Source organism: Acuticoccus kandeliae, from assembly GCF_003073115.1.
In genome coordinates this window covers 1,465,012-1,483,343 of sequence record NZ_QBBV01000001.1, presented here as the reverse complement: position 1 = coordinate 1,483,343, position 18,332 = coordinate 1,465,012, and the positions used below count along the sequence as shown (strand labels likewise).

The 18,332-nt window shown below is 67.1% G+C and carries 17 protein-coding genes and 1 tRNA gene; 12 read left to right on the top strand and 6 right to left on the bottom strand.

Annotated elements, in window-relative coordinates; all coding sequences use genetic code 11:
- The 6 genes from scpA (at nucleotide 1) to DBV35_RS06760 (ending at nucleotide 5,064) form a co-directional block, all read left to right on the top strand.
- Nucleotides 1-2,151, top strand: a complete 2,151-nt coding sequence (scpA, locus tag DBV35_RS06785; RefSeq protein ID WP_108659426.1) for a methylmalonyl-CoA mutase — start codon at nucleotides 1-3, stop codon at nucleotides 2,149-2,151.
- A 7-nt stretch (nucleotides 2,152-2,158) separates the two neighbouring features.
- Nucleotides 2,159-2,590, top strand: a complete 432-nt coding sequence (locus DBV35_RS06780) for a cytidine deaminase (RefSeq protein ID WP_205648492.1) — start codon at nucleotides 2,159-2,161, stop codon at nucleotides 2,588-2,590.
- Nucleotides 2,591-2,677: 87 nt separating this feature from the next.
- A complete protein-coding gene (locus DBV35_RS06775) occupies nucleotides 2,678-2,884 on the top strand; it encodes a hypothetical protein (protein ID WP_108659424.1) in 207 nt (68 codons plus the stop codon).
- A 127-nt stretch (nucleotides 2,885-3,011) separates the two neighbouring features.
- Nucleotides 3,012-3,584 carry a DUF1131 family protein gene (locus tag DBV35_RS06770; protein WP_108659423.1) on the top strand — a complete coding sequence of 191 codons (573 nt, stop codon included), beginning with the start codon at nucleotides 3,012-3,014 and terminating at the stop codon, nucleotides 3,582-3,584.
- A complete protein-coding gene (gene meaB, locus DBV35_RS06765; protein WP_108659422.1) occupies nucleotides 3,566-4,528 on the top strand; it encodes a methylmalonyl Co-A mutase-associated GTPase MeaB in 963 nt (320 codons plus the stop codon). The genes DBV35_RS06770 and meaB overlap by 19 nt, the downstream gene beginning before the upstream one ends.
- Nucleotides 4,525-5,064: a pyroglutamyl-peptidase I family protein gene (locus DBV35_RS06760; protein WP_108659421.1), complete on the top strand. Its 540-nt coding sequence runs from the start codon at nucleotides 4,525-4,527 to the stop codon at nucleotides 5,062-5,064. Before meaB ends, DBV35_RS06760 begins: the two co-directional genes overlap by 4 nt.
- A gap of 4 nt (nucleotides 5,065-5,068) precedes the next feature.
- On the opposite strand, the gene DBV35_RS06755 is transcribed toward DBV35_RS06760, so the two are convergent.
- Nucleotides 5,069-6,076, bottom strand: coding sequence for a DnaJ C-terminal domain-containing protein (locus DBV35_RS06755; RefSeq protein ID WP_108659420.1), 1,008 nt, complete (start codon nucleotides 6,074-6,076; stop codon nucleotides 5,069-5,071).
- A 104-nt stretch (nucleotides 6,077-6,180) separates the two neighbouring features.
- On the opposite strand from DBV35_RS06755, the gene pdxH reads away from it, so the two are divergent.
- Both pdxH and DBV35_RS06745 read left to right on the top strand, forming a co-directional pair.
- Nucleotides 6,181-6,795: a pyridoxamine 5'-phosphate oxidase gene (pdxH, locus tag DBV35_RS06750; RefSeq protein WP_108659419.1), complete on the top strand. Its 615-nt coding sequence runs from the start codon at nucleotides 6,181-6,183 to the stop codon at nucleotides 6,793-6,795.
- A 119-nt stretch (nucleotides 6,796-6,914) separates the two neighbouring features.
- On the top strand, nucleotides 6,915-8,525 hold the full coding sequence (locus DBV35_RS06745; protein ID WP_342752350.1) for a long-chain-fatty-acid--CoA ligase: 1,611 nt from the start codon (nucleotides 6,915-6,917) through the stop codon (nucleotides 8,523-8,525).
- 4 nt (nucleotides 8,526-8,529) lie between these two features.
- On the opposite strand, the gene DBV35_RS06740 is transcribed toward DBV35_RS06745, so the two are convergent.
- Nucleotides 8,530-9,411, bottom strand: coding sequence for an MBL fold metallo-hydrolase (locus tag DBV35_RS06740; RefSeq protein ID WP_205648491.1), 882 nt, complete (start codon nucleotides 9,409-9,411; stop codon nucleotides 8,530-8,532).
- Nucleotides 9,412-9,981: 570 nt separating this feature from the next.
- Between DBV35_RS06740 and DBV35_RS06735 the strand changes: the two genes are divergently transcribed.
- The 4 genes from DBV35_RS06735 to DBV35_RS06720 all read left to right on the top strand — a co-directional run bounded on the left by DBV35_RS06735 (nucleotide 9,982) and on the right by DBV35_RS06720 (nucleotide 14,484).
- Nucleotides 9,982-11,052, top strand: coding sequence for a TRAP transporter substrate-binding protein (locus DBV35_RS06735; RefSeq protein WP_108659416.1), 1,071 nt, complete (start codon nucleotides 9,982-9,984; stop codon nucleotides 11,050-11,052).
- Nucleotides 11,053-11,192: 140 nt separating this feature from the next.
- Complete coding sequence (locus tag DBV35_RS06730) at nucleotides 11,193-11,804, top strand: TRAP transporter small permease subunit (protein WP_157961612.1); 612 nt, start codon at nucleotides 11,193-11,195, stop codon at nucleotides 11,802-11,804.
- Nucleotides 11,804-13,189, top strand: coding sequence for a TRAP transporter large permease (locus tag DBV35_RS06725; protein WP_108659414.1), 1,386 nt, complete (start codon nucleotides 11,804-11,806; stop codon nucleotides 13,187-13,189). The genes DBV35_RS06730 and DBV35_RS06725 overlap by 1 nt, the downstream gene beginning before the upstream one ends.
- Before the next feature lie 224 nt (nucleotides 13,190-13,413).
- Nucleotides 13,414-14,484: a type I restriction endonuclease gene (locus tag DBV35_RS06720; RefSeq protein WP_108659413.1), complete on the top strand. Its 1,071-nt coding sequence runs from the start codon at nucleotides 13,414-13,416 to the stop codon at nucleotides 14,482-14,484.
- 143 nt (nucleotides 14,485-14,627) lie between these two features.
- Here DBV35_RS06720 and DBV35_RS06715 read toward each other — a convergent pair.
- The 4 genes from DBV35_RS06715 to DBV35_RS06700 form a co-directional block, all read right to left on the bottom strand.
- Nucleotides 14,628-14,702: transfer RNA gene (locus tag DBV35_RS06715), tRNA-Val, on the bottom strand.
- A gap of 107 nt (nucleotides 14,703-14,809) precedes the next feature.
- Entirely contained in the window at nucleotides 14,810-16,303 is a 1,494-nt protein-coding gene (locus DBV35_RS06710; RefSeq protein WP_108660593.1) for a class I adenylate-forming enzyme family protein, read from the bottom strand.
- Nucleotides 16,303-17,529, bottom strand: a complete 1,227-nt coding sequence (locus DBV35_RS06705) for an acyl-CoA dehydrogenase family protein (RefSeq protein ID WP_108660592.1) — start codon at nucleotides 17,527-17,529, stop codon at nucleotides 16,303-16,305. Before DBV35_RS06705 ends, DBV35_RS06710 begins: the two co-directional genes overlap by 1 nt.
- A gap of 82 nt (nucleotides 17,530-17,611) precedes the next feature.
- Nucleotides 17,612-18,259, bottom strand: coding sequence for a glutathione S-transferase family protein (locus DBV35_RS06700; RefSeq protein ID WP_108659412.1), 648 nt, complete (start codon nucleotides 18,257-18,259; stop codon nucleotides 17,612-17,614).
- Nucleotides 18,260-18,332: the final 73 nt, after the last annotated feature.

Here is an 18,332-nt window from a genome sequence, read left to right as displayed (position 1 = left end):
ATGGTCCCAGATTTCTCCGCCATCCCCTACAAGGCCCGTCCCCTCGCGGCCTACAGCGCCGCGCCGCCATGGACGAGCCCGGAAGGCATCGTCATCCACCCGCATTCGAGCGCGGCCGATATCGGCACCTTCCCGACCGACACCGCCCCCGGCCTCGCCCCCTTCATCCGCGGGCCCTATCCGACGATGTACGTCCAGAAGCCCTGGACGATCCGCCAATATGCCGGCTTCTCGACGGCCGAGGAGTCGAACGCCTTCTACTGCCGCAACCTCGCGGCGGGGCAGAAGGGCCTCTCGGTCGCCTTCGATCTCGCGACCCACCGGGGCTACGATTCGGATCACCCGCGCGTTGCGGGCGATGTCGGTATGGCCGGCGTCGCGATCGATTCCATCCTCGACATGCGGACCCTCTTCGACGGCATCCCGCTCGGCGAGATGACCGTCTCCATGACGATGAACGGCGCGGTGCTCCCGGTCCTCGCGCTCTATATCGTCGCCGCCGAAGAACAGGGCGTGCCGCAGAAGGACCTCAAGGGCACCATTCAGAACGATATTCTGAAGGAGTTCATGGTCCGCAACACGTTCATCTATCCGCCTCGCCCGTCGATGCGGATCGTGTCGGACATCTTCGCCTACACGGCGGAGAACATGCCGAAATACAACTCGATCTCGATCTCCGGCTACCACATGCAGGAGGCCGGGGCGACGGCGGACCTCGAGCTCGCCTACACCATCGCGGACGGTCTCGAATATGTCCGCACCGGCATCGCCGCCGGCCTCGACGTCGACGCCTTCGCCCCGCGCCTCTCCTTCTTCTGGGCGATCGGGATGCACTTCTTCATGGAAGTCGCGAAGATGCGCGCCGCGCGCTATCTCTGGTCGACGCTGATGGAGAAGAATTTCGCGCCGAAGGATCCGCGCTCCCTGTCGCTGCGCGCCCACTGCCAGACCTCCGGCTGGTCGCTCACCGCGCAGGACGTCTACAACAATGTCGGCCGCACCATGATCGAGGCGATGGCCGCGACGCAGGGCGGCACCCAGTCCCTCCACACCAACGCGCTCGACGAGGCGATCGCGCTGCCGACGGACTTCTCCGCCCGCATCGCCCGCAACACCCAGCTCGTCATCGCCGCGGAGAGCGGCACCACGCGCTTCATCGACCCGTGGGGCGGCGCGCCGGCGATCGAGCGGCTGACCAACGATCTCATCACCCGCGCGATGGAACACATCGAGGAGGTCGAGGCGCTCGGCGGCATGGCGAAGGCCATCGAGGCCGGGACGCCGAAGCTGCGCATCGAGGAGGCCGCGGCGAAGACGCAGGCGCGCATCGATTCGGGCGAGCAGACCGTCGTCGGCGTGAACCGCTACAAGGCGCGGATGGAGGAGGAGATCGAGGTTCTGAGGGTCGACAATGCCGACGTGCGGCGCCGCCAGATCGAGAAACTCGCCAAGCTGCGCGCCGAGCGCGACGAGGAAAAGACGCGCGCCGCCCTCACCGCCCTCACCGAGGGCGCGCGCGGCAACGCCAACCTCCTCGCCCTCGCGATCGAGGCGGCGCGGGCAAAGGCGACCGTCGGCGAGATGAGCGACGCGATGGAGGCGGCCTTCCAGCGCCACACGGCCGAGCTGCGCTCCATCACCGGCGTCTACAAGCGGGAGGCAGGCAGCATGGGTGCCAGGATCGAAGAGGTGCGGCGCCAGGCCGACGCCTTCGCCGAGGCCGACGGGCGCCGCCCGCGCATCCTCGTCGCCAAGATGGGCCAGGACGGGCACGATCGCGGCCAGAAGGTCATCGCCTCCGCCTTCGCCGATCTCGGCTTCGACGTCGATATCGGCCCGCTCTTCGCGACGCCCGAGGAGTGCGCGCGCCAGGCCGTCGACAACGACGTCCACATCGTCGGCGTCTCCTCCCTCGCCGGCTCGCACCTGACGCTCCTGCCGGAGCTTCGAAAGGCGCTCGCGGCGGAAGGGCGCGAGGACATCCTCATCACCATCGGCGGCGTGATCCCACCCGCCGACGTGCCGATCCTGCACGAGATGGGGGCCGCCGCCGTCTTCCCGCCCGGCACCGTCGTCGCGGACGCCGCCCAATCCCTCCTCAAGACGCTCAACGAGCGACTCGGTCATTCCTCGCGTGCCGCCGCAGAATAGTCCGGAGGTGGCGGCCCTCCTCGCGGCCGCCGGCGCCGCCGCCGACAACGCCTACGCGCCCTACTCGAAGTTCAACGTGGGCGCCGCGGTGCGCGCGGCGGACGGGCGCCTCTTCGCGTCCTCCAACGTGGAGAACGCCTCCTACGGCCTCAGCCTCTGCGCCGAGGCGAACGCCATCGCGGCCGCCGCTGTCGCGGGCGTGCGCGAGATCACCCACATCGCCGTCATCGGCTACCCGGCCGCCCTGCCGCCGGACGACACCATCGCCGCCCCGTGCGGGCGCTGCCGCCAGATGATCGCTGAATTTGCGGTGGAAGGGGCCGAGATCATCCTCGCCAATCGCGCGCAGACCATCGTCACCCATCACACGATCGAAGAGCTTCTCCCCCTCGCCTTCGGCCGCGCGGTGCTTTCGGGAACGCCAACGACAGAAGCGTGATGGGCATCACAGAACGCTGAGCCGGGTTCGGGCAAGGTCTCCTCATCGAAGGGAAGAACAAGTCTTCCCCAACAGGAGGAAACGACGATGACCTTCACCAACCGTGGCAACAAGCCCCGCCGCCCCGAGGCGACCCTGGTCGGCGGCGCCCGCTTTTCCCAGTCGACGGCGCATTCCCTGCCCCGCCACCTGCACGTCGCCTCGCTGCATTTCGACGGGGACGGCAACTTCATGGCCCCCATCGCCCCCGCCGATTCGGCCGACGAGGAGGGCCATCAGTTCAGCCGAATGTGAGCGGGAAATCGGAGATTTCCGGGGCGTTTCATCGATCGAGAGGATTGCATCGACCGGCTTGGCGAAGCATTGAGGATGGGTCGCACTCGTCACTGACAGTGCGATCCACTCCTGCTAGGGCACGGGCATGGTCCGCTCACTTTCCCTACTTGCACTCATCCTGATGCTGCCGGGTTGCGTGGCGACGCCCGCCGAGCCCGTCACCGAGGCCACCGTGTCTTCGAGCACGTGGCTCACGATCACGGACGACGGGGTCGGCACGATCCATCGCGGGACGCCCTTCCAGGAGAAGGTCCTCGCCTCCGTCGCCCCGGGCGCAGAAATCCGCCCGATCCAGACCGCCAAGGAAGACACCACCGTCTGGACCCAGGCCGCCTTCGTGGGCGACGTCCAGGCCGTCCAGTTCTTCAAGGGCCCCGGCAACACCGTCGGCGAGGTCCACGGCGTCGCCCAGCATCTCGCCGGTCCCAACGGCGAGCGCATCGGGATGACGCTCGCCCAGGCCCGCGTCAATCGCGGCGACTGCCGGGCCGGCAAGTCGCTCTGGGTCGGCATGGCCATCTGCAAGGCGCGCGGCGCGAGCCATGTGGAGCTGGTCTTCTCCATCCCCGACTTCGACGGCCCCTTCGACCGTCTGCCCTCCGCCGAGATCCTGAACAAGGCGGAGCTCCAGCGCATCGTGTGGCGGGCGCAGGCCTGAACGACCTCGCCGCGCGCGTCGCCGCCGGCGAACGCGCGGCGCTCGCGCGGGCGATCACCCTCGTCGAATCGCGCCGGGCCGACCATCGCGCCGAGGCGAGCGCGCTGATCCAGGCGCTCCTCGACCGCACCGGCAAGGCGATCCGCGTCGGCATCACCGGCGTTCCGGGCGTCGGCAAATCCACCCTCATCGATGCGCTCGGGATGCGGCTCGTCGCCGCCGGCCACCGCGTCGCCGTGCTCGCGATCGACCCCTCCTCCACCCGCACCGGCGGCGCGATCCTCGGCGACAAGACGCGCATGACGCGCCTTTCGGCCGAGCGGAACGCCTTCATCCGCCCCTCTCCCTCCGCCGGCTCGCTCGGCGGCGTCGCCGCCAAGACGCGCGAGGCGATGCTGATCGTGGAGGCGGCGGGCTTCGATATCGTGATCGTGGAGACGGTGGGGGTCGGCCAGTCCGAGCTCGCGGTCGCCGAGATGGTCGACACCTTCGTCGCCCTCATGCTGCCGGGCGCGGGGGACGAGCTTCAGGGCATCAAGAAGGGGCTTCTGGAGCGCGCCGACATCATCGCCGTCAACAAGGCGGACGGGGACGCGCTCCATCCGGCGCGCCGGGCGGCGGCGGAGTTGCTGAGCGCGGTCAAGATCCTCGCCTCCGAGGATCCGCCGCGCGTCCTCACCCTCTCGGCCGCGACCGGCGACCGGCTCGACGATCTGTGGCAGGCCGTCCTCGACCATCGCGCCCGCCTCGCCGCGGACGGACGGCTCGCGACGCGGCGGCGCGAGCAGGGTGTCGTGTGGATGCGTGATATGATCCGCGACGGGCTCGACGCCTACCTCGCCAAGCACGCCGGCGCCGCGCGCGCCGAGGCGGAAGCGGCGGTGCGCGAGGGAACCCTCGCCCCGAGCGCGGCCGCCACCGACATCCTGGGACGCCTGCCATGAAGAAGCGCACGCTCGTGACCGGCTTCGGCCCCTTCCCCGGCATGCCCGACAACCCGACGAGCCACCTCGTGCGCGCCATCGCCGCCGCGCCGCCCGCAGGCATCGACACGCTGCTGCTCGCGACCGAATGGGACGTGTGCGGCACGCTCGCCGCGGTCGCGGCGGACTATGAGAGGGTGCTGATGTTCGGCGTCGCGGGCCGCGCGCACCGGATCCGCTACGAGCGGGTCTCCCTCCCCGACGCCTCGCGCTCGCTGGACGCGGCCGGCCGCAAGGCGCTCGCCCCGCCGCCCCGCTCGCACCGCACCCGCTTCGATGTCGACCGCCTCGCCGCGCGCGCCCGCGCCGCGGGCTTCCCGGTCGTGCCGAGCTCCAGCGCCGGGACCTATATCTGCAATGCGAGCTACGGCGCGGCGCTCGGGGTCAACCCGCGAACGCTTTTCGTCCACGTCCCCCTCGCCCACCGCCGCGGCCCGCTCTCCCTTTCGGGCCTGGAACGGCACGCGGCGTGGCTTCTTCGCGAGATCGCAGGCTAGGCGGTCAGGACGGGGTGCGCGGCTGGTACGGCTCGTCCTCGCGCCAGCGCTTCATCATGTCGACGAAGTCGCGCGGGAGGTCGCGCGGCAGGTCGATCTGCAGCGTGACGAGGAGGTCGCCCTTCCCCCCGCTCTTCGTCGGCAGGCCAAGGCCGCGCAGGCGCAGCGTCTTGCCGCCGGAGGAGCCGGCCGGGATCGTGATGTTGACCGAGCCCGTCAGCGTCGGCGCCCGCACCTTCGCGCCGAGGACGGCGTCGTAGAGGGTGATCGGCAGGTCGAGGATGAGGTTCGACCCGTCGCGGATGAACTCAGGGTGGGAGGCGATGCGCAGCGTCAGGATCGCGTCGCCCGGCTGGCCGCCGGTCGGGCTTTCGTGGCCGAGGCCGCGCAGGCGGATCTGCTGGTCCTGCTCGGCGCCCGCCGGAATCTTGACGTCGACAGTGCGCCCGGTCGGCAGCGAGACGCGGAGCTTCTCGTCGCTCGCGAGATCCTCGAGCGTCACCGTCACCACGACTTCGAGGTCCTGGCCGCGCTGGGGCGGGGCGCTGCCGAAGCCGGACTGGCGCTCGGCGCCGCCGCGGCTCGCCCCGCTCATGAACTCGCGCAGGATCTCGTCGACGCCGGAGGTGCCGTCGGTCGAAAAGCGGAAGCGGCTGCTGCCGCCCCCGGCGCCGCCGCCCGCGCCGGCCGCGCCCGTATAGCGCGAGCCGCCCGAGAAACCGCCGAATCCGGCGAAGGGATCGCCACCGCCCGCGCCTCCGCCGCCGCCGAACCCATGGTAGCGCGGCTGGCCGGCCCCATCGATCTCGCCGCGATCGAACTGGCGGCGCTTCTCCTTGTCGCCCACGATCTCGTAGGCGGTGTTCACTTCGGAAAATTGCTCTTGCGCGTTCGGGTCGTTGGCGTTCGTGTCAGGGTGATAGCGCTTGGCGAGCCGACGGTAAGCGGACTTGATCTCGCTTTCCGAAGCGGACTTCGATACCCCAAGAACAGTGTATGGATCGCGCGCCATCCTTGTCCAATCTAGCGAATGTGAGGGCGGGGCAAGGTGGCTCGCCCCGTCATCCCCAACCACGGTCTGATCATGAAGACATCACTATGTAGTGTGAGCGCAGCATGAGCGCGACCCTCAACGATACCTCCGTGCTGTCCGGACAAGCCCCGGACCCGTACGAAATTTTCGAAACCTGGTTTGCCGAAGCGAACGCGGCGGAGATCAATGATCCGAACGCCATGGCCCTTGCGACCGTGGACGCAAGCGGCATGCCGAACGTGCGCACCGTACTCCTGAAAGGCCACGACCGCGACGGGTTCGTTTTCTATACCAACACCACGAGTGTCAAAGGCAACGAACTCGATGGCGCGGCGAAGGCGGCGCTGCTTTTCCACTGGAAGAGCCTGCGCCGGCAGGTCCGCGTCCGCGGGACCGTGACGCCGGTGACGCCAGCCGAAGCCGATGCCTATTTCGCGAGCCGCCCGCGCGGTAGCCAGGTCGGTGCATGGGCCTCGGACCAGTCGCGTCCGGCGAAGGACCGTGCCGAGCTCGAGCGCCGCGTCGCCGAGCGTGACGCCGAATTCCCCGGCGACGTGCCGCGCCCGCCGCACTGGTCGGGCTACCGCATCACACCGGTCGAGATCGAGTTCTGGCAGAATGGCGACTACCGCCTCCACGACCGCTTCCGCTTCGTGCCGAGCGGGTCGGGGTGGACGATCACGCGCCTCTTCCCCTGAGCGCTTCATCGCGCGGCGCAATCGCTGCCGCGCGATCAAATCGGAGTTGCACGGCAGCCGAACCCGTCCCATTTTTGGTTGCATAAATGGGATGGCCGGGGTGAACGATGCGCGGCTCCATGCAGGACTGGCCACTGCTGGTCCACAAAATCATCGATCACGCGGGCGTCTTTCACCCGACGCGCAAGGTCGTCACGCGCCGGCCCGACGGCGAGATCACCCGGACCGACTATGCCGGGATCCGGCATGAGGCCAGGCGCATCGTCGCCCGCCTCGTCGCCGACGGGATCCGCCCCGGCGAGCGGATCGCGGCGCTCGCCTGGAACACGGACCGGCACCTCGCCCTCTGGTACGGGGTGATGGGGGCGGGCGCGGTCCACCACACCGTCAATCCGCGCCTCTTCCACGAACAGATCGCCTTCATCATCAACGACGCAGCCGACCGTATCCTCTTCGCGGACGCAACCTTCCTGCCGATGATCGAGACGATCGCCCCGCAATTGAAGAGCGTCGAGCGGATCGTGATCTTCGCCCCGCGCGCCGGCCTGCCGCCCTCCCCGCTGCCGATCGAATCGTTCGACGAGTGGCTCGGCGACATCGAGCCCGCCGAGTGGGTGGAGGTCGACGAGAGGGCCGCGTGCGGCATGTGCTACACCTCCGGCACGACGGGGCTGCCGAAGGGCGTCGTCTACTCGCACCGCTCCAACGTGATCCACGCGCTCGCGATGTCCGCGCCCGACATGCTCGGCCCCTCCTGCCATGACGTGATCATGCCGGTTGTGCCGATGTTCCACGCCAACTCCTGGGCCCTCCCCTTCGCCGCCCCGATGCAGGGGGCGGCGATGGTGATGCCGGGCTCCGCGCTCGACGGCGCCTCCCTCTACGAGCTGATGGAGACCGAGGGCGTCACCTGCACCGCGGGCGTGCCGACCGTCTGGCTCGGCCTCCTCAACCATATGGACGCCACCAACAGCCCCCTCTCCACCGTGCGGCGCATCATCATCGGCGGCAGCGCGTGCCCGCGCGCGATGACGGAGCGGTTCGAGAAGGATTACGGGATCGAGGTGATCCACGCCTGGGGGATGACCGAGATGAGTCCGCTCGGCACCATGGCGACGCTGATGCCCGAGCACGACGCGCTCGACCTCGACGGCCGCCTTCGCGTGAAGGAATCGCAGGGCCGCCCGCCCTTCACGGTGGAGCTGAAGGTGGTGGACGATGAGGGCCGGACGATGCCGCGCGACGGGCGGACCTTCGGCCGCCTGATGGTGCGCGGCCCCGCCGTCACCGCGCACTATCATGGCGGCGCGGCGGACGAGCATTTCGACGGCGAGGGCTGGTTCGACACCGGCGACGTCGCGACGCTGAACGCGCTCGGCTTCATGCGCATCACCGACCGCTCGAAGGACGTCATCAAGTCGGGCGGCGAATGGATCTCCTCGATCGACCTCGAGAATCTCGCGATGTCCCACCCCGCGGTCGCCGAGGCGGCCGTCGTCGGCGTGCCGCACCCCAAATGGACCGAGCGGCCGATCCTCATCGTGGTGAAGAAGCCGGGCGCCGCGCTGGAGGGCGCGGAAATCCTTGCCCACATGCGCCCGCACGTCGCGCGCTGGTGGCTGCCCGACAGCGTCGTCTTCGTCGACGAGATCCCGCACACCGCGACGGGCAAGATCCAGAAGACGACGCTGCGGGAGGACTATCGCGACGCCTATCAGGACGCGGAATGAAGCCTCAGGCCGGCGTCCACACCGCGTCGGTGCCGAAGCCTTCGGCGTGCACCTTGCGGTCCAGCTCCAGCTTTTCGAGATGGGCGAGCACGGAGAGCGCCGCCCCCTTCTTGAGGCGCGGGTCGAGCCCGACATAGAGCGCGTCGACGAGCTCGGCGATCGTGCGGTCGCCCTTGCTGAGGCGGTCCGCGATCGCCCGCTCGCGCATCAGGCGATGCGACTTCATCGCCGCGACCGCGCGCTGCGGCTCGACGATGAGATCCCCATGGCCCGGAAAATAGCGCTTGTGCGGTCGCGCCATCAGGCGGTCGAGCGAGCTCATATAGTCCTTCATCGACCCGTCCGGCGGGGCGATCACCGTCGTCGACCAGCCCATCACATGGTCACCGCTGAGGAGGTCGTCGCCGATCGTGAAGGCGAGATGGTTCGCGGTGTGGCCGGGGGTCGCGATGGCCGTCACCGTCACGTCCGAGTTCGACACCTGGTCCCCGTCGCCGACGAGGTGCTCGGGGTGGAAGCCGGTGTCGGACGCGCTCGCGAACGGGTTCACCTCGCCGGGCTTCAGCGGGCGGGCGTCGCGATACGGCCCCTCGCCCACCGTCTCGCCGCCGACGGCCCGCTGCAGCGCGCCGAGCCCGTCGACATGGTCGCGGTGGGTGTGGGTGACGAGGATGTGGGTGACGCGCCGGCCGCCGACCGCGTTGACGAGCGCCTCCAGGTGGGCCGGATCGCTCGGCCCCGGATCGACGATCATCAGCTCGGTCTCGCCGAGCAAATAGGTGTTGGTGCCGGTCCCGGTGAACGGGCCCGTGTTCGGCGCGGTCACCCGCGCGATCCCGCTCGCGACGTGGACGGCCTCACCGTGCCGTGGATCAAAATCGCTCACCCGATACCCTCCACGCACGGGGCGGACGCGCGTCCGTGCGTTGCCCATATAAATTCCCCACAGCCGCACGTCCCGTGCCAACACGGATTTTTGGCCCGGCGATCCTCGCCGCTCACGCGTGGTAGCGCTCCCCGGGGATCGCTCCTCGTACACGGTGTTCTTTTGCGTGCCAAATGATCCGGCCCGGCGCGCCCGATCCGGCCGTGCGTCGAAGCCCCATGGCACGCGCGCCGAACAATCCCGAAAATTGGATATAGAGCGCCAACGCTAAGCGGCACATCCATCTTAGAAATTTCGGAATTCTCACAATCTTTTAAACCACCTTGACGTGTGGCGTGTCGGCGCGGCCTCGCAAGGCGAGGTCGACGAAAATGGCAACAATTGCCCAAATACAACCTCAGCGTTTTGTCAGTTGCCAACTGACGGCGTGTTGTGGTCTCGTTCCCGGCAGCCGGCGCAGCCTAAAGGCGAAATCAGAACAATCCGGCGGGGGGATACGCGCGACATGACCGAGCCCTTGCGCCCGAACAGCCGGCAAACGTTTCACAATATGTCTGAGGGAGGAAACTCATGAATAGGCGTGTTGCCACGCTGGTTCTTGCCGGCGCCGCGACCCTTGCGTTCACTCTGGGCGCCCACGCGACCGACCGCATCCGCTGGAAGGTGCCGAACGCCTTCCCGTCGCACCTGCCCGCGATCGGCGAGAACGCGAAGATCGTCGCCGATCTCCTCAACGGGGTCTCGGCGGGCGAGATCCAGTTCCGCATCTTCGAGCCAGGCAACCTCGTGCCGCCGCTCGAATTGACCGACGCGGTGCAGAACGGCTCGATCGAGGCGGGATACACCTGGGTCGGCTACGACGCCGGCAAGATCCCCTCCTCCCCGCTCTTCGCGGCGCGCCCGTTCGGCATGGAGCCCTGGGAGTTCACCGCCTGGTGGTATGATGGCGGCGGCAAGGCCCTCGGCGAGGAGGTCTACGGCAAGCGGAACGTCCACCCGATCCTGTGCGGCATCAACGGTCCGGAGACGGCCGGCTGGTTCAACAAGGAGATCAACACGCTCGCCGACCTCCAGGGCCTCAAGATCCGCTTCGCGGGCCTCGGCGGCCAGGTCCTCCAGAAGGCCGGCGCCTCGGTGACGCTCATTCCCGGCGGCGAGATCTTCCAGGCGCTCGAAAAGGGCGCGATCGACGCGTCCGAGTTCTCGATGCCCGCCGTCGACCAGACGCTCGGCTTCGACAAGGTCGCGAAGATCAACTACTTCCCCGGCTGGCACCAGACCTACACGGCCTTCCACCTCATCATCAACAAGGACGTCTGGAACGGTCTCGACGACCAGACCAAGGCGATGATGGACACCGCGTGCGCGGCGACGACCATGCTCAGCCTGTCGCGCGGCGAGGCGATCCAGGGCGAGGTCATCCGCGGCTTCAAGGAGCGCGGCGTGCAGGCGACCAAGGTGAACGAGGACCTCCTGCACGACCTGAAGAAGCTGAGCGGCGAAGTGCTGGCCGAGCAGGCCGCCGCGGACGAGGACTTCAAGAAGGTTCTGGATAGCCAGGAAGCCTTCATGAAGGGCTACAAGACCTGGAAGGACCTCGCCTACCTCCCGCGCGACTTCGACGACGCCGAAGGCCAATAACCCCCCGTGCGCGGGCTGAGACCCGCGCGCGAGCCCCCGAGCGCCGCTCCGCCGCCTGGCGGGGGCCGCGTCGGGCCGAGACGATGCCCCGGGCGCGGCCGCCCACGCCGCGCCCGCAACGCGCCCGCCCCGGAGGATGGATGACCACGCCCGACCGCAACCCACCCGGCATCTCTTCGACGGAGCCGGACGACCTCAACTACATCGTCCATCACGCGGCGTTGCCGGAGACCGGCTTCTCGCGCGCGATCGACGGGGCGATCAAGCGCTTCGGCTCGTTCATGAGCTGGTTCTGGGTCGCGCTCCTCGCCGTCATCTGCGTCAACGTCTTCATGAAGAACGCGCTCGGCCAGGGCAGCGTGCAGTTCGAGGAGATCCAGTGGCACATCTATGCCGCCCTCTTCCTCATCGGCCTCTCCTACACGATGGCCTATGACGACCATGTGCGGGTCGACATCCTCTACGAGAATTTCAGCCTCAAGGCGAAGGCGTGGGTCGACACGCTCGGGATCATCTTCTTCCTGATCCCCTTCCTCCTCCTGATGATCTACTATTCCTGGCCGTTCGTCCTGAAGGCGTACACCGATCATGAGCGGTCGAGCTCGCCCGCGGGCCTCTCCAACTACTGGATCATCAAGAGCGTGCTGATCCTGGGGCTCAGCCTCCTCCTCCTCACCGCGATCGCGCGTCTCCACCGCTGCGTCGCATTCCTGCGCGGCGCGACGAGCGTCGAGAATGGCGGGGCGCGCTGATGGAATTCTATGAGATCATGTGCATCGGGATGTTCGTTTCGTTCGTCCTGATCCTCTTCGCCGGCTTCCCCGTCGCCTGGGTGCTCGGCGGCGTCGCGCTCGCGAGCGCGGTCCTCGCCGCGACCGTATTTGAGCCGCAGCTCTCCGACGGCTTCTACAGCGTCACGATCCAGCAGCTCTCCATCATCGTCCAGCGCATCTGGGCGATCATGACGAACTGGGTGCTCGTCGCCTTGCCCATGTTCGTCTTCATGGGGCTGATGCTCGACCGCTCGGGCGTCGCGGCCGAGCTGATGGAGAATTTCGTCAAGATGTTTGGCCGCGTGCCGGGCGGCCTCGCGATCACCGTCGCGCTGATCGGCATCCTGCTCGCGGCCTCCACCGGCATCATCGGCGCCTCGGTGGTGCTGCTTGCCCTCCTCGGCCTGCCGATCATGCTCAGAAGCGGCTACAGTCCCGTCTTCGCGTCGGGGACGATCTCGGCCGTCGGCACGCTCGGCATCCTGATACCGCCATCGATCATGCTGGTCCTGATGGCCGACCGGACGCCCGGCGTCGACGCGGGCGGCCTCTTCATGGGCGCGCTGATTCCGGGCGTCCTCCTCGGCATCCTCTACATCGTCTACATGATCGTCTTCGCCGCGATCTTCCCGAAATCGGCCCCGGTGCCGGCCGATGCCGAGCCGATGCGCCTGTCGGACGCGTTCGGCGTCATCAAGTCGGTGCTGCCGCCGGCGATCCTCATCATCGCGGTGCTGGGCTCGATCTTCGCGGGCGTCGCGACGCCGACGGAGGCGGCCGGCATCGGCGCCTTCGGCGCGACGCTCCTGGCGCTCGCCCACGGCAAGCTCTCCCCGCGCGTCATGCGCGAGGTGTGCGAGCAGACGACGAAGACGACCGCCTTCATCTTCGCGATCTTCCTCGGCGCGACGGCCTTCTCCTTCGTGTTCCAGTCGCTCGGCGGCGAGGAGTTCATCGACCACACGCTGACCTCCCTCCCCTTCTCGCAGGACGGGATCCTGATCTCGGTCCTCATCCTGATCTTCCTGCTCGGCTTCGTGCTCGACTGGATCGAGATCACGCTGATCGTCCTGCCGTTCGTGGCGCCGGTGATCGCGGGGCTCGATGTCGGCCCCGACGATCCGGGCGCGCGGATGATCTGGTTCGTGGTGCTGGTGGCGGTGTGCCTGCAGACCTCGTTCCTGACGCCCCCGGTGGGCTTCGCGCTCTTCTATCTGAAGGGCGTCGCGCCGCCGGAGGTGACGGTGCGCCACATCTATCGCGGCGTGGTCCCGTTCATCCTCGTCCAGCTCCTGGGCCTCGCGCTGGTCTACATCTTCCCGGCGCTGGCGACGTGGCTGCCTAGGGTGGCGTACGGGCCATGAGTGTCTAGTAGTATCGGATCGCCTTACCGATCCGATACCTCGTAAATACCTCTTCCCACCTCCTCAAACGCTTGCCGCAGCTCTAAGCGGCTCAGTTGCGAGGTGCTGTGCCTTGGTCGCCGCGGCGTCCGAGGCACCGGCATTGAATCTGCTTGATAAATAAGCAGCGCAGATGCACTCTCTTTGAAACAATCAAAAATAAATTTCGGGGATGGAGAAATTTTGTGAGCCTAGAAGATACAATCCGCATCATCTCTGATCGAGTAAATAAGCACGCCGATGCGATGATGACTGAAGAGGCTGTAAAGACGTCCGTCGTACTACCCTTCCTGCATTCGCTGGGATATGACGTCTTCAACCCGCACGAAGTTATTCCTGAATTCACCGCTGATGCCGTTGGAAAGAAGGGAGAAAAAGTTGATTACGCAATAAAACAGGATGGAGAAGTTAGAATACTTGTTGAATGCAAACCAATAACCTCAGATTTAAGCAAAACACATTTAGCACAATTATTCAGGTATTTTACTGTAACCCCAGCAAAATTTGCAATATTAACAAATGGAAGATATTTCCATTTTCATACAGATATTGAAGAACCAAATAAGTTAGATATTAGGCCATTCCTTGTATTCGACATATCCGATCCACAAGCGAATTTACTATCTGAGATTCGAAAATTTCATAAAGATAATTTTGACGTCGTCGGAATTGTTGAATCAGCAGAGAGACTTAAATATACATCCGCAATAAAGTATCAATTGACTCAATTGATGGATGAGCCGACAGATGAGTTTGTTCGGCTCATATGCGGACCAATTCATGATGGTCACTTCACAAAAGCCGTTCGAGAACGTTTCACCCCTCTGGTTAGGTCTGCTTTTAGGGATCTATTGCGAGAATCGGTCCAGGCAAGACTTTCCAGCGCCCTAGCCAGCACTGAAACGTATCCAGACGAAAATGTCGATACGCCGGCTTCGGTCCCTGAGGAAGAAATTGTCACCACTCAGGACGAGCTAGAAGCATTCATGATAGTAAAAGCGATTGTAAGAGACGTAATTGCCGTAAATCGAGTTTTTATTAGAGATCAGAAATCGTATTGCGGAATTATCGTCGATGACAACAATCGAAAACCTCTTACGAGGTTACATTTCAACGGCAAAACAAAATCGATCAGCTTCTTCGACGGAGAGAAGGAAGAGAGGGCGAAAATAGAATCGCTCGACCAAATATACGATCATTCAGAACGGCTTCGAGCCACCGCGCATAGATATGTAGAAAATTCTGCACCAAACTAGCGTTGCAGCCGCGTCCAAGATCGCTAGCGACCTATCAAACGGTTGGGATATGGTCAGAGTGGCGAGCTCAAGCCAAATGCCTAGCTGCAGCTACGCTCAGCAGTTGCGCAAAGTGCCGATTGTTGAAGAGGTCCTAGAGGGGATGGTGGGCGCGACAGGGATTGAACCTGTGACCCCCTCGGTGTGAACGAGGTGCTCTCCCGCTGAGCTACGCGCCCTCAGGGCGGGTCACATACGACGCCTCGGCCGGGGTGGCAAGGGGGTCGTGATGCTTCCGTGCCGCCTGTGGACGGATTGGGGCACGGGCGGCGCCGCCCGGGGCCCCTCAGGCGACGTCCCGCGCCTCCCCGCGCGCGATCGAGCGAAGCACGTCGTGGCGGATCTTGCCGAGGGCCGTGCGGGGGAAGTCGTCCACGATGCGGATGTCGCGCGCGACCTTGTAGGAGGCGATGTGGGCCTTCATGTGCGCGATCAGCGCCTCCGGGTCCACCGGGCCGGTGCAGCGCACGAAGGCGACCGGCACCTCCTGCCAGCGCGGGTCCGGCCGGCCGACCACCGCGCACTCCACCACCGCCGCGTGGGCCGCAAGAACCCGCTCCACCTCGGCCGGATAGATGTTCTCCCCGCCCGAGACGATCATGTTCTTCTTGCGGTCGTGGACCGTCAGCGTCCCGTCCGGGGCGAGGCTGCCGATGTCGCCCGTCAGCACGTAGCCGTCGCGGTAGGCCTCTCGCGTCGCCGCCGCGTTGCCGAGATAGCCGGAGAAGATCGCCCCCTTCACCCCGATCTCGCCGTGCGCGCCGGCGGGGAGGACCCTGCCGCGATCGTCGAAGATCACGAGGTCGGTAAAGAGCCCCGCCTGCCCCGTGCCGCCCTTGCGGCGGGGAAGGCCGAGCCGGTCATAGGCTGCGATCGGGCACGTCTCGGTCGCGCCGTAGACGGAGAGGACGGGGACGCCGCGCGCCTCGAACGCCTCCATCAGCGCCTCGGGCACGATGGTCGACCCGGTCGAGAGGGCGCGCAGCGAGGAGAGGTCCGCCGCCGCGAAGCCCGGCTGGGCGAGGACGGCCTGCATCGTCGTCGGCACCAGGAGGGTGAGGCTCGGCCGCTCCGCCTCGATCGCCCGCAGCGTCGCCTCGGGCTCGAAGCGGGCGTGGATCGTGACCGTCGCGCCCGCCATCAACGCCGGCGTCGTCTGGATATTGAGCCCGCCCACATGGAACATCGGCAGCACGGTGAGGACGTGGTCCGCCGCGCTCATCTGGTGCATGTGCTGGGACTGGATGGCGTTGCCGCGCAGCGCGCCTTGCGAGATCAGCGCGCCCTTCGGCCGCCCCGTGGTGCCGGAGGTGTAGACGAGGAGGCACTCGGCGCCGGGGGAGCCGAGCCGCGGCGGCGCACCGTCGGGCGCGGTGGCGAGGTCCCTGCCCGGCCCCATCGCGCGCAGCGCGAAGGCCCCCTTCGCCTCCGCCGCCAGCGCCTCGGCGCGGTCCTGATAGCCCGGTCCGTAGGCGAGGATTTTCGGCGCGCAGTCGACGAGGGCGAAGGCGAGCTCGGCGTCGGCGAGACGCCAGTTGAGCGGGGCCATGATCGCGCCGATGCGCGCCGCGGCGTAGAGGATGGCGAGAATGTCGGGGTGGTTCTCGGAGAGGACCCCGATCCGGTCCCCCGGCCCGACACCCGCCGCGACGAACCCCTCCGCGATCGCGCGCACGCGGGCGGCGAGCGCGGCATAGGTCGTCTCATCCCCCTCGAAGCGGATCGCGACCTTGTCGGGGTCGAACGCGGCGTGCCGCTCGATGGGGGCGAAGAGGTCGATCAATCGTCGCCCTCGCCGTCTTCATAGAGGGTCGCCTTGCCGAGCCGGTCGAGGCAGAGCTCGGCCGTCCAGGGCAGCATCAGCGCGCCGCAGCGGCTGTCGCGATAGATCCGCTCCAGCGGGAGCGACTTCAGCATCGACTGGCCGCCGCAGGTGCGGATCGCGAGGCGGGCAAGGTCGTTGGCGTATTCCATCACGGTGTATTGGGCGGCCCAGGCGCGCATCACCTGGTCCTTGCTCGGCCGCGGCCGCGCCTCGGTGATCGCCTGGAACCAGAGCGCCTTCGCCTGCTCGAGCTTGATCTTCATCTCGGCGACGGCGAGCTGCTTCGTCGGATACTGGCGCCGCTTGACCGGCGGCGTGCCCGGCATCTCGCCGCGCAGATAGGTGACGACGAAATCGTAGGCCGCCTGTGCGAGGCCCATGTAGGTGGGCGAGAGCGTCATGAACATGTGCGGCCAGTTGGAGGCGGCCTGGAAGTAGACCCCCGGCGGCATCAGCGCCTCGTCGGCCGCGACGAACACGTCGTTGAAGAGGAGCGTGCGCGAGACGGTGCCGCGCATCCCGAGCGGATCCCAGTCGCCGACGACCGAGACGCCGTCCGCATCGGCGGGCACCGCGAGATAGAGCGTGTTGCGCCGGCTCTTCTTGCCCGATCCGTCGGTCTCCGTGCAGAGCACGCCATAATAGTCGGCGTTGCCGGAGAGGGAGGCGAAGATCTTCTTGCCGCGTACGATCCAGCCGCCTTCCACGGGCTCGGCCTCGGTCGAGAAGGCGACGGCGCCGGCGGCCGCCGCGCCGCCTTCGGAGAAGGGCTGGGCGTAGACCGCGCCATCCTCGACGATGCGGGCATAGTGCTTGGCGCGGCGTTCCTCGTGGGCGGCGCGCGTCGCCTCGTCCATGTCGAGATCGTCGGCGAGCGGACCGGACCAGAGCGTCGAGCAGACGTGCATGTTCCAGGTCAGCGCCGTCGCGCCGCAATAGCGGCCGATCTCGGCGGCGACGAGCGAGTAGGCGCGATAGTCCGCCCCCTGCCCGCCGAAGCGCTCCGGCACGCAGATGCCGAGGAGGCCTGCCTCGCGCAGATCCTGGTAGTTCTCGGTCGGGAAGCGGGCGTCGCGGTCGATCTCGAAGGCGCGGGCGGCGAAGGTCGGCCCCAGCGCGCGGGCCTTGGCGGTCCAGGCCGCCTCGAACTCGGTGAGGCCGAAGGCGGAAGGCTCGAACATCGGCGCGTCGAGCGTCGCCGCGGCTTCCTCTTTCGTCGCAATGTTCACCGGCGTCTCTCCCCTGCCACGCAACCCATCACTGTTATTCCACTTCCTCCGCGGGGAGGATCCACGTCTCACGCAGCGCGGCCTCCTTCCAGCGCAGGAAGCTCGCTTCCGTCTCGACCGCGTCGGCGTAGGCGCGCGTCGTGTCCGCCAGCGGCCAGCCATAGCTCGTGAGGCGCGTCACCACCGGGGCGTACATCGCGTCCGCCGCGCACCAGGGGCCGAACAGGAACGGCCCGCCCGAGATCGCGATGCGCTCCGCGACCATCGCCTCGAAGCGCGCAACGTCGGCCTCCGCCGCCGCACCGCGCGGGCGAAAAGGTCGGCGCGCCTTGAGGTTCATCGGGCAGGCCTGGCGCAGCCCCATGAAGCCGGCGTGCATCTCGGAGGCGAGCGTGCGGGCGATCGCGCGCTCGCGGGCCGCGCGCGGCCAGATCCCCGCCTCCGGCTTCAGCTCGGCGCAATATTCGATGATCGAGAGGCTCTCCCACACCGCGAGCTGGCCGTCGATCAGCACCGGCACGCGCCCGGCCGGCGACTCGTCGAGGAGGCGGGCCTTCGTGTCCGGCTGGTCGAGCACGATGAGGCGCTCGTGGAAGGTGAAGCCGAAATGGTCGAGCACCAGCCAGGCCCGCAGCGACCAGGATGAGTAGTTCTTGTTGCCGATGACGAGGGTCAAAGCCATGGGGCGCTCGCGGGACGACGGGACAAGGATCGTCCCGCTCCATACGACACGGGCCGGCGCGATGCCAGCGCGC

What these genes read in the sequence shown, in the direction of transcription:
- scpA (WP_108659426.1), top strand. Translation starts at nt 1, where the DNA reads ATGGTCCCAGATTTCTCCGCCATCCCCTACAAGGCCCGTCCCCTCGCG.
- DBV35_RS06705 (WP_108660592.1), bottom strand. Translation starts at nt 17,529, where the DNA reads ATGTTCGAGCCTTCCGCCTTCGGCCTCACCGAGTTCGAGGCGGCCTGG.
- DBV35_RS06725 (WP_108659414.1), top strand. Translation starts at nt 11,804, where the DNA reads ATGGAATTCTATGAGATCATGTGCATCGGGATGTTCGTTTCGTTCGTC.
- DBV35_RS06730 (WP_157961612.1), top strand. Translation starts at nt 11,193, where the DNA reads ATGACCACGCCCGACCGCAACCCACCCGGCATCTCTTCGACGGAGCCG.
- DBV35_RS06770 (WP_108659423.1), top strand. Translation starts at nt 3,012, where the DNA reads ATGGTCCGCTCACTTTCCCTACTTGCACTCATCCTGATGCTGCCGGGT.
- DBV35_RS06735 (WP_108659416.1), top strand. Translation starts at nt 9,982, where the DNA reads ATGAATAGGCGTGTTGCCACGCTGGTTCTTGCCGGCGCCGCGACCCTT.
- DBV35_RS06760 (WP_108659421.1), top strand. Translation starts at nt 4,525, where the DNA reads ATGAAGAAGCGCACGCTCGTGACCGGCTTCGGCCCCTTCCCCGGCATG.
- DBV35_RS06745 (WP_342752350.1), top strand. Translation starts at nt 6,915, where the DNA reads ATGCAGGACTGGCCACTGCTGGTCCACAAAATCATCGATCACGCGGGC.
- DBV35_RS06775 (WP_108659424.1), top strand. Translation starts at nt 2,678, where the DNA reads ATGACCTTCACCAACCGTGGCAACAAGCCCCGCCGCCCCGAGGCGACC.
- pdxH (WP_108659419.1), top strand. Translation starts at nt 6,181, where the DNA reads ATGAGCGCGACCCTCAACGATACCTCCGTGCTGTCCGGACAAGCCCCG.
- DBV35_RS06755 (WP_108659420.1), bottom strand. Translation starts at nt 6,076, where the DNA reads ATGGCGCGCGATCCATACACTGTTCTTGGGGTATCGAAGTCCGCTTCG.
- DBV35_RS06700 (WP_108659412.1), bottom strand. Translation starts at nt 18,259, where the DNA reads ATGGCTTTGACCCTCGTCATCGGCAACAAGAACTACTCATCCTGGTCG.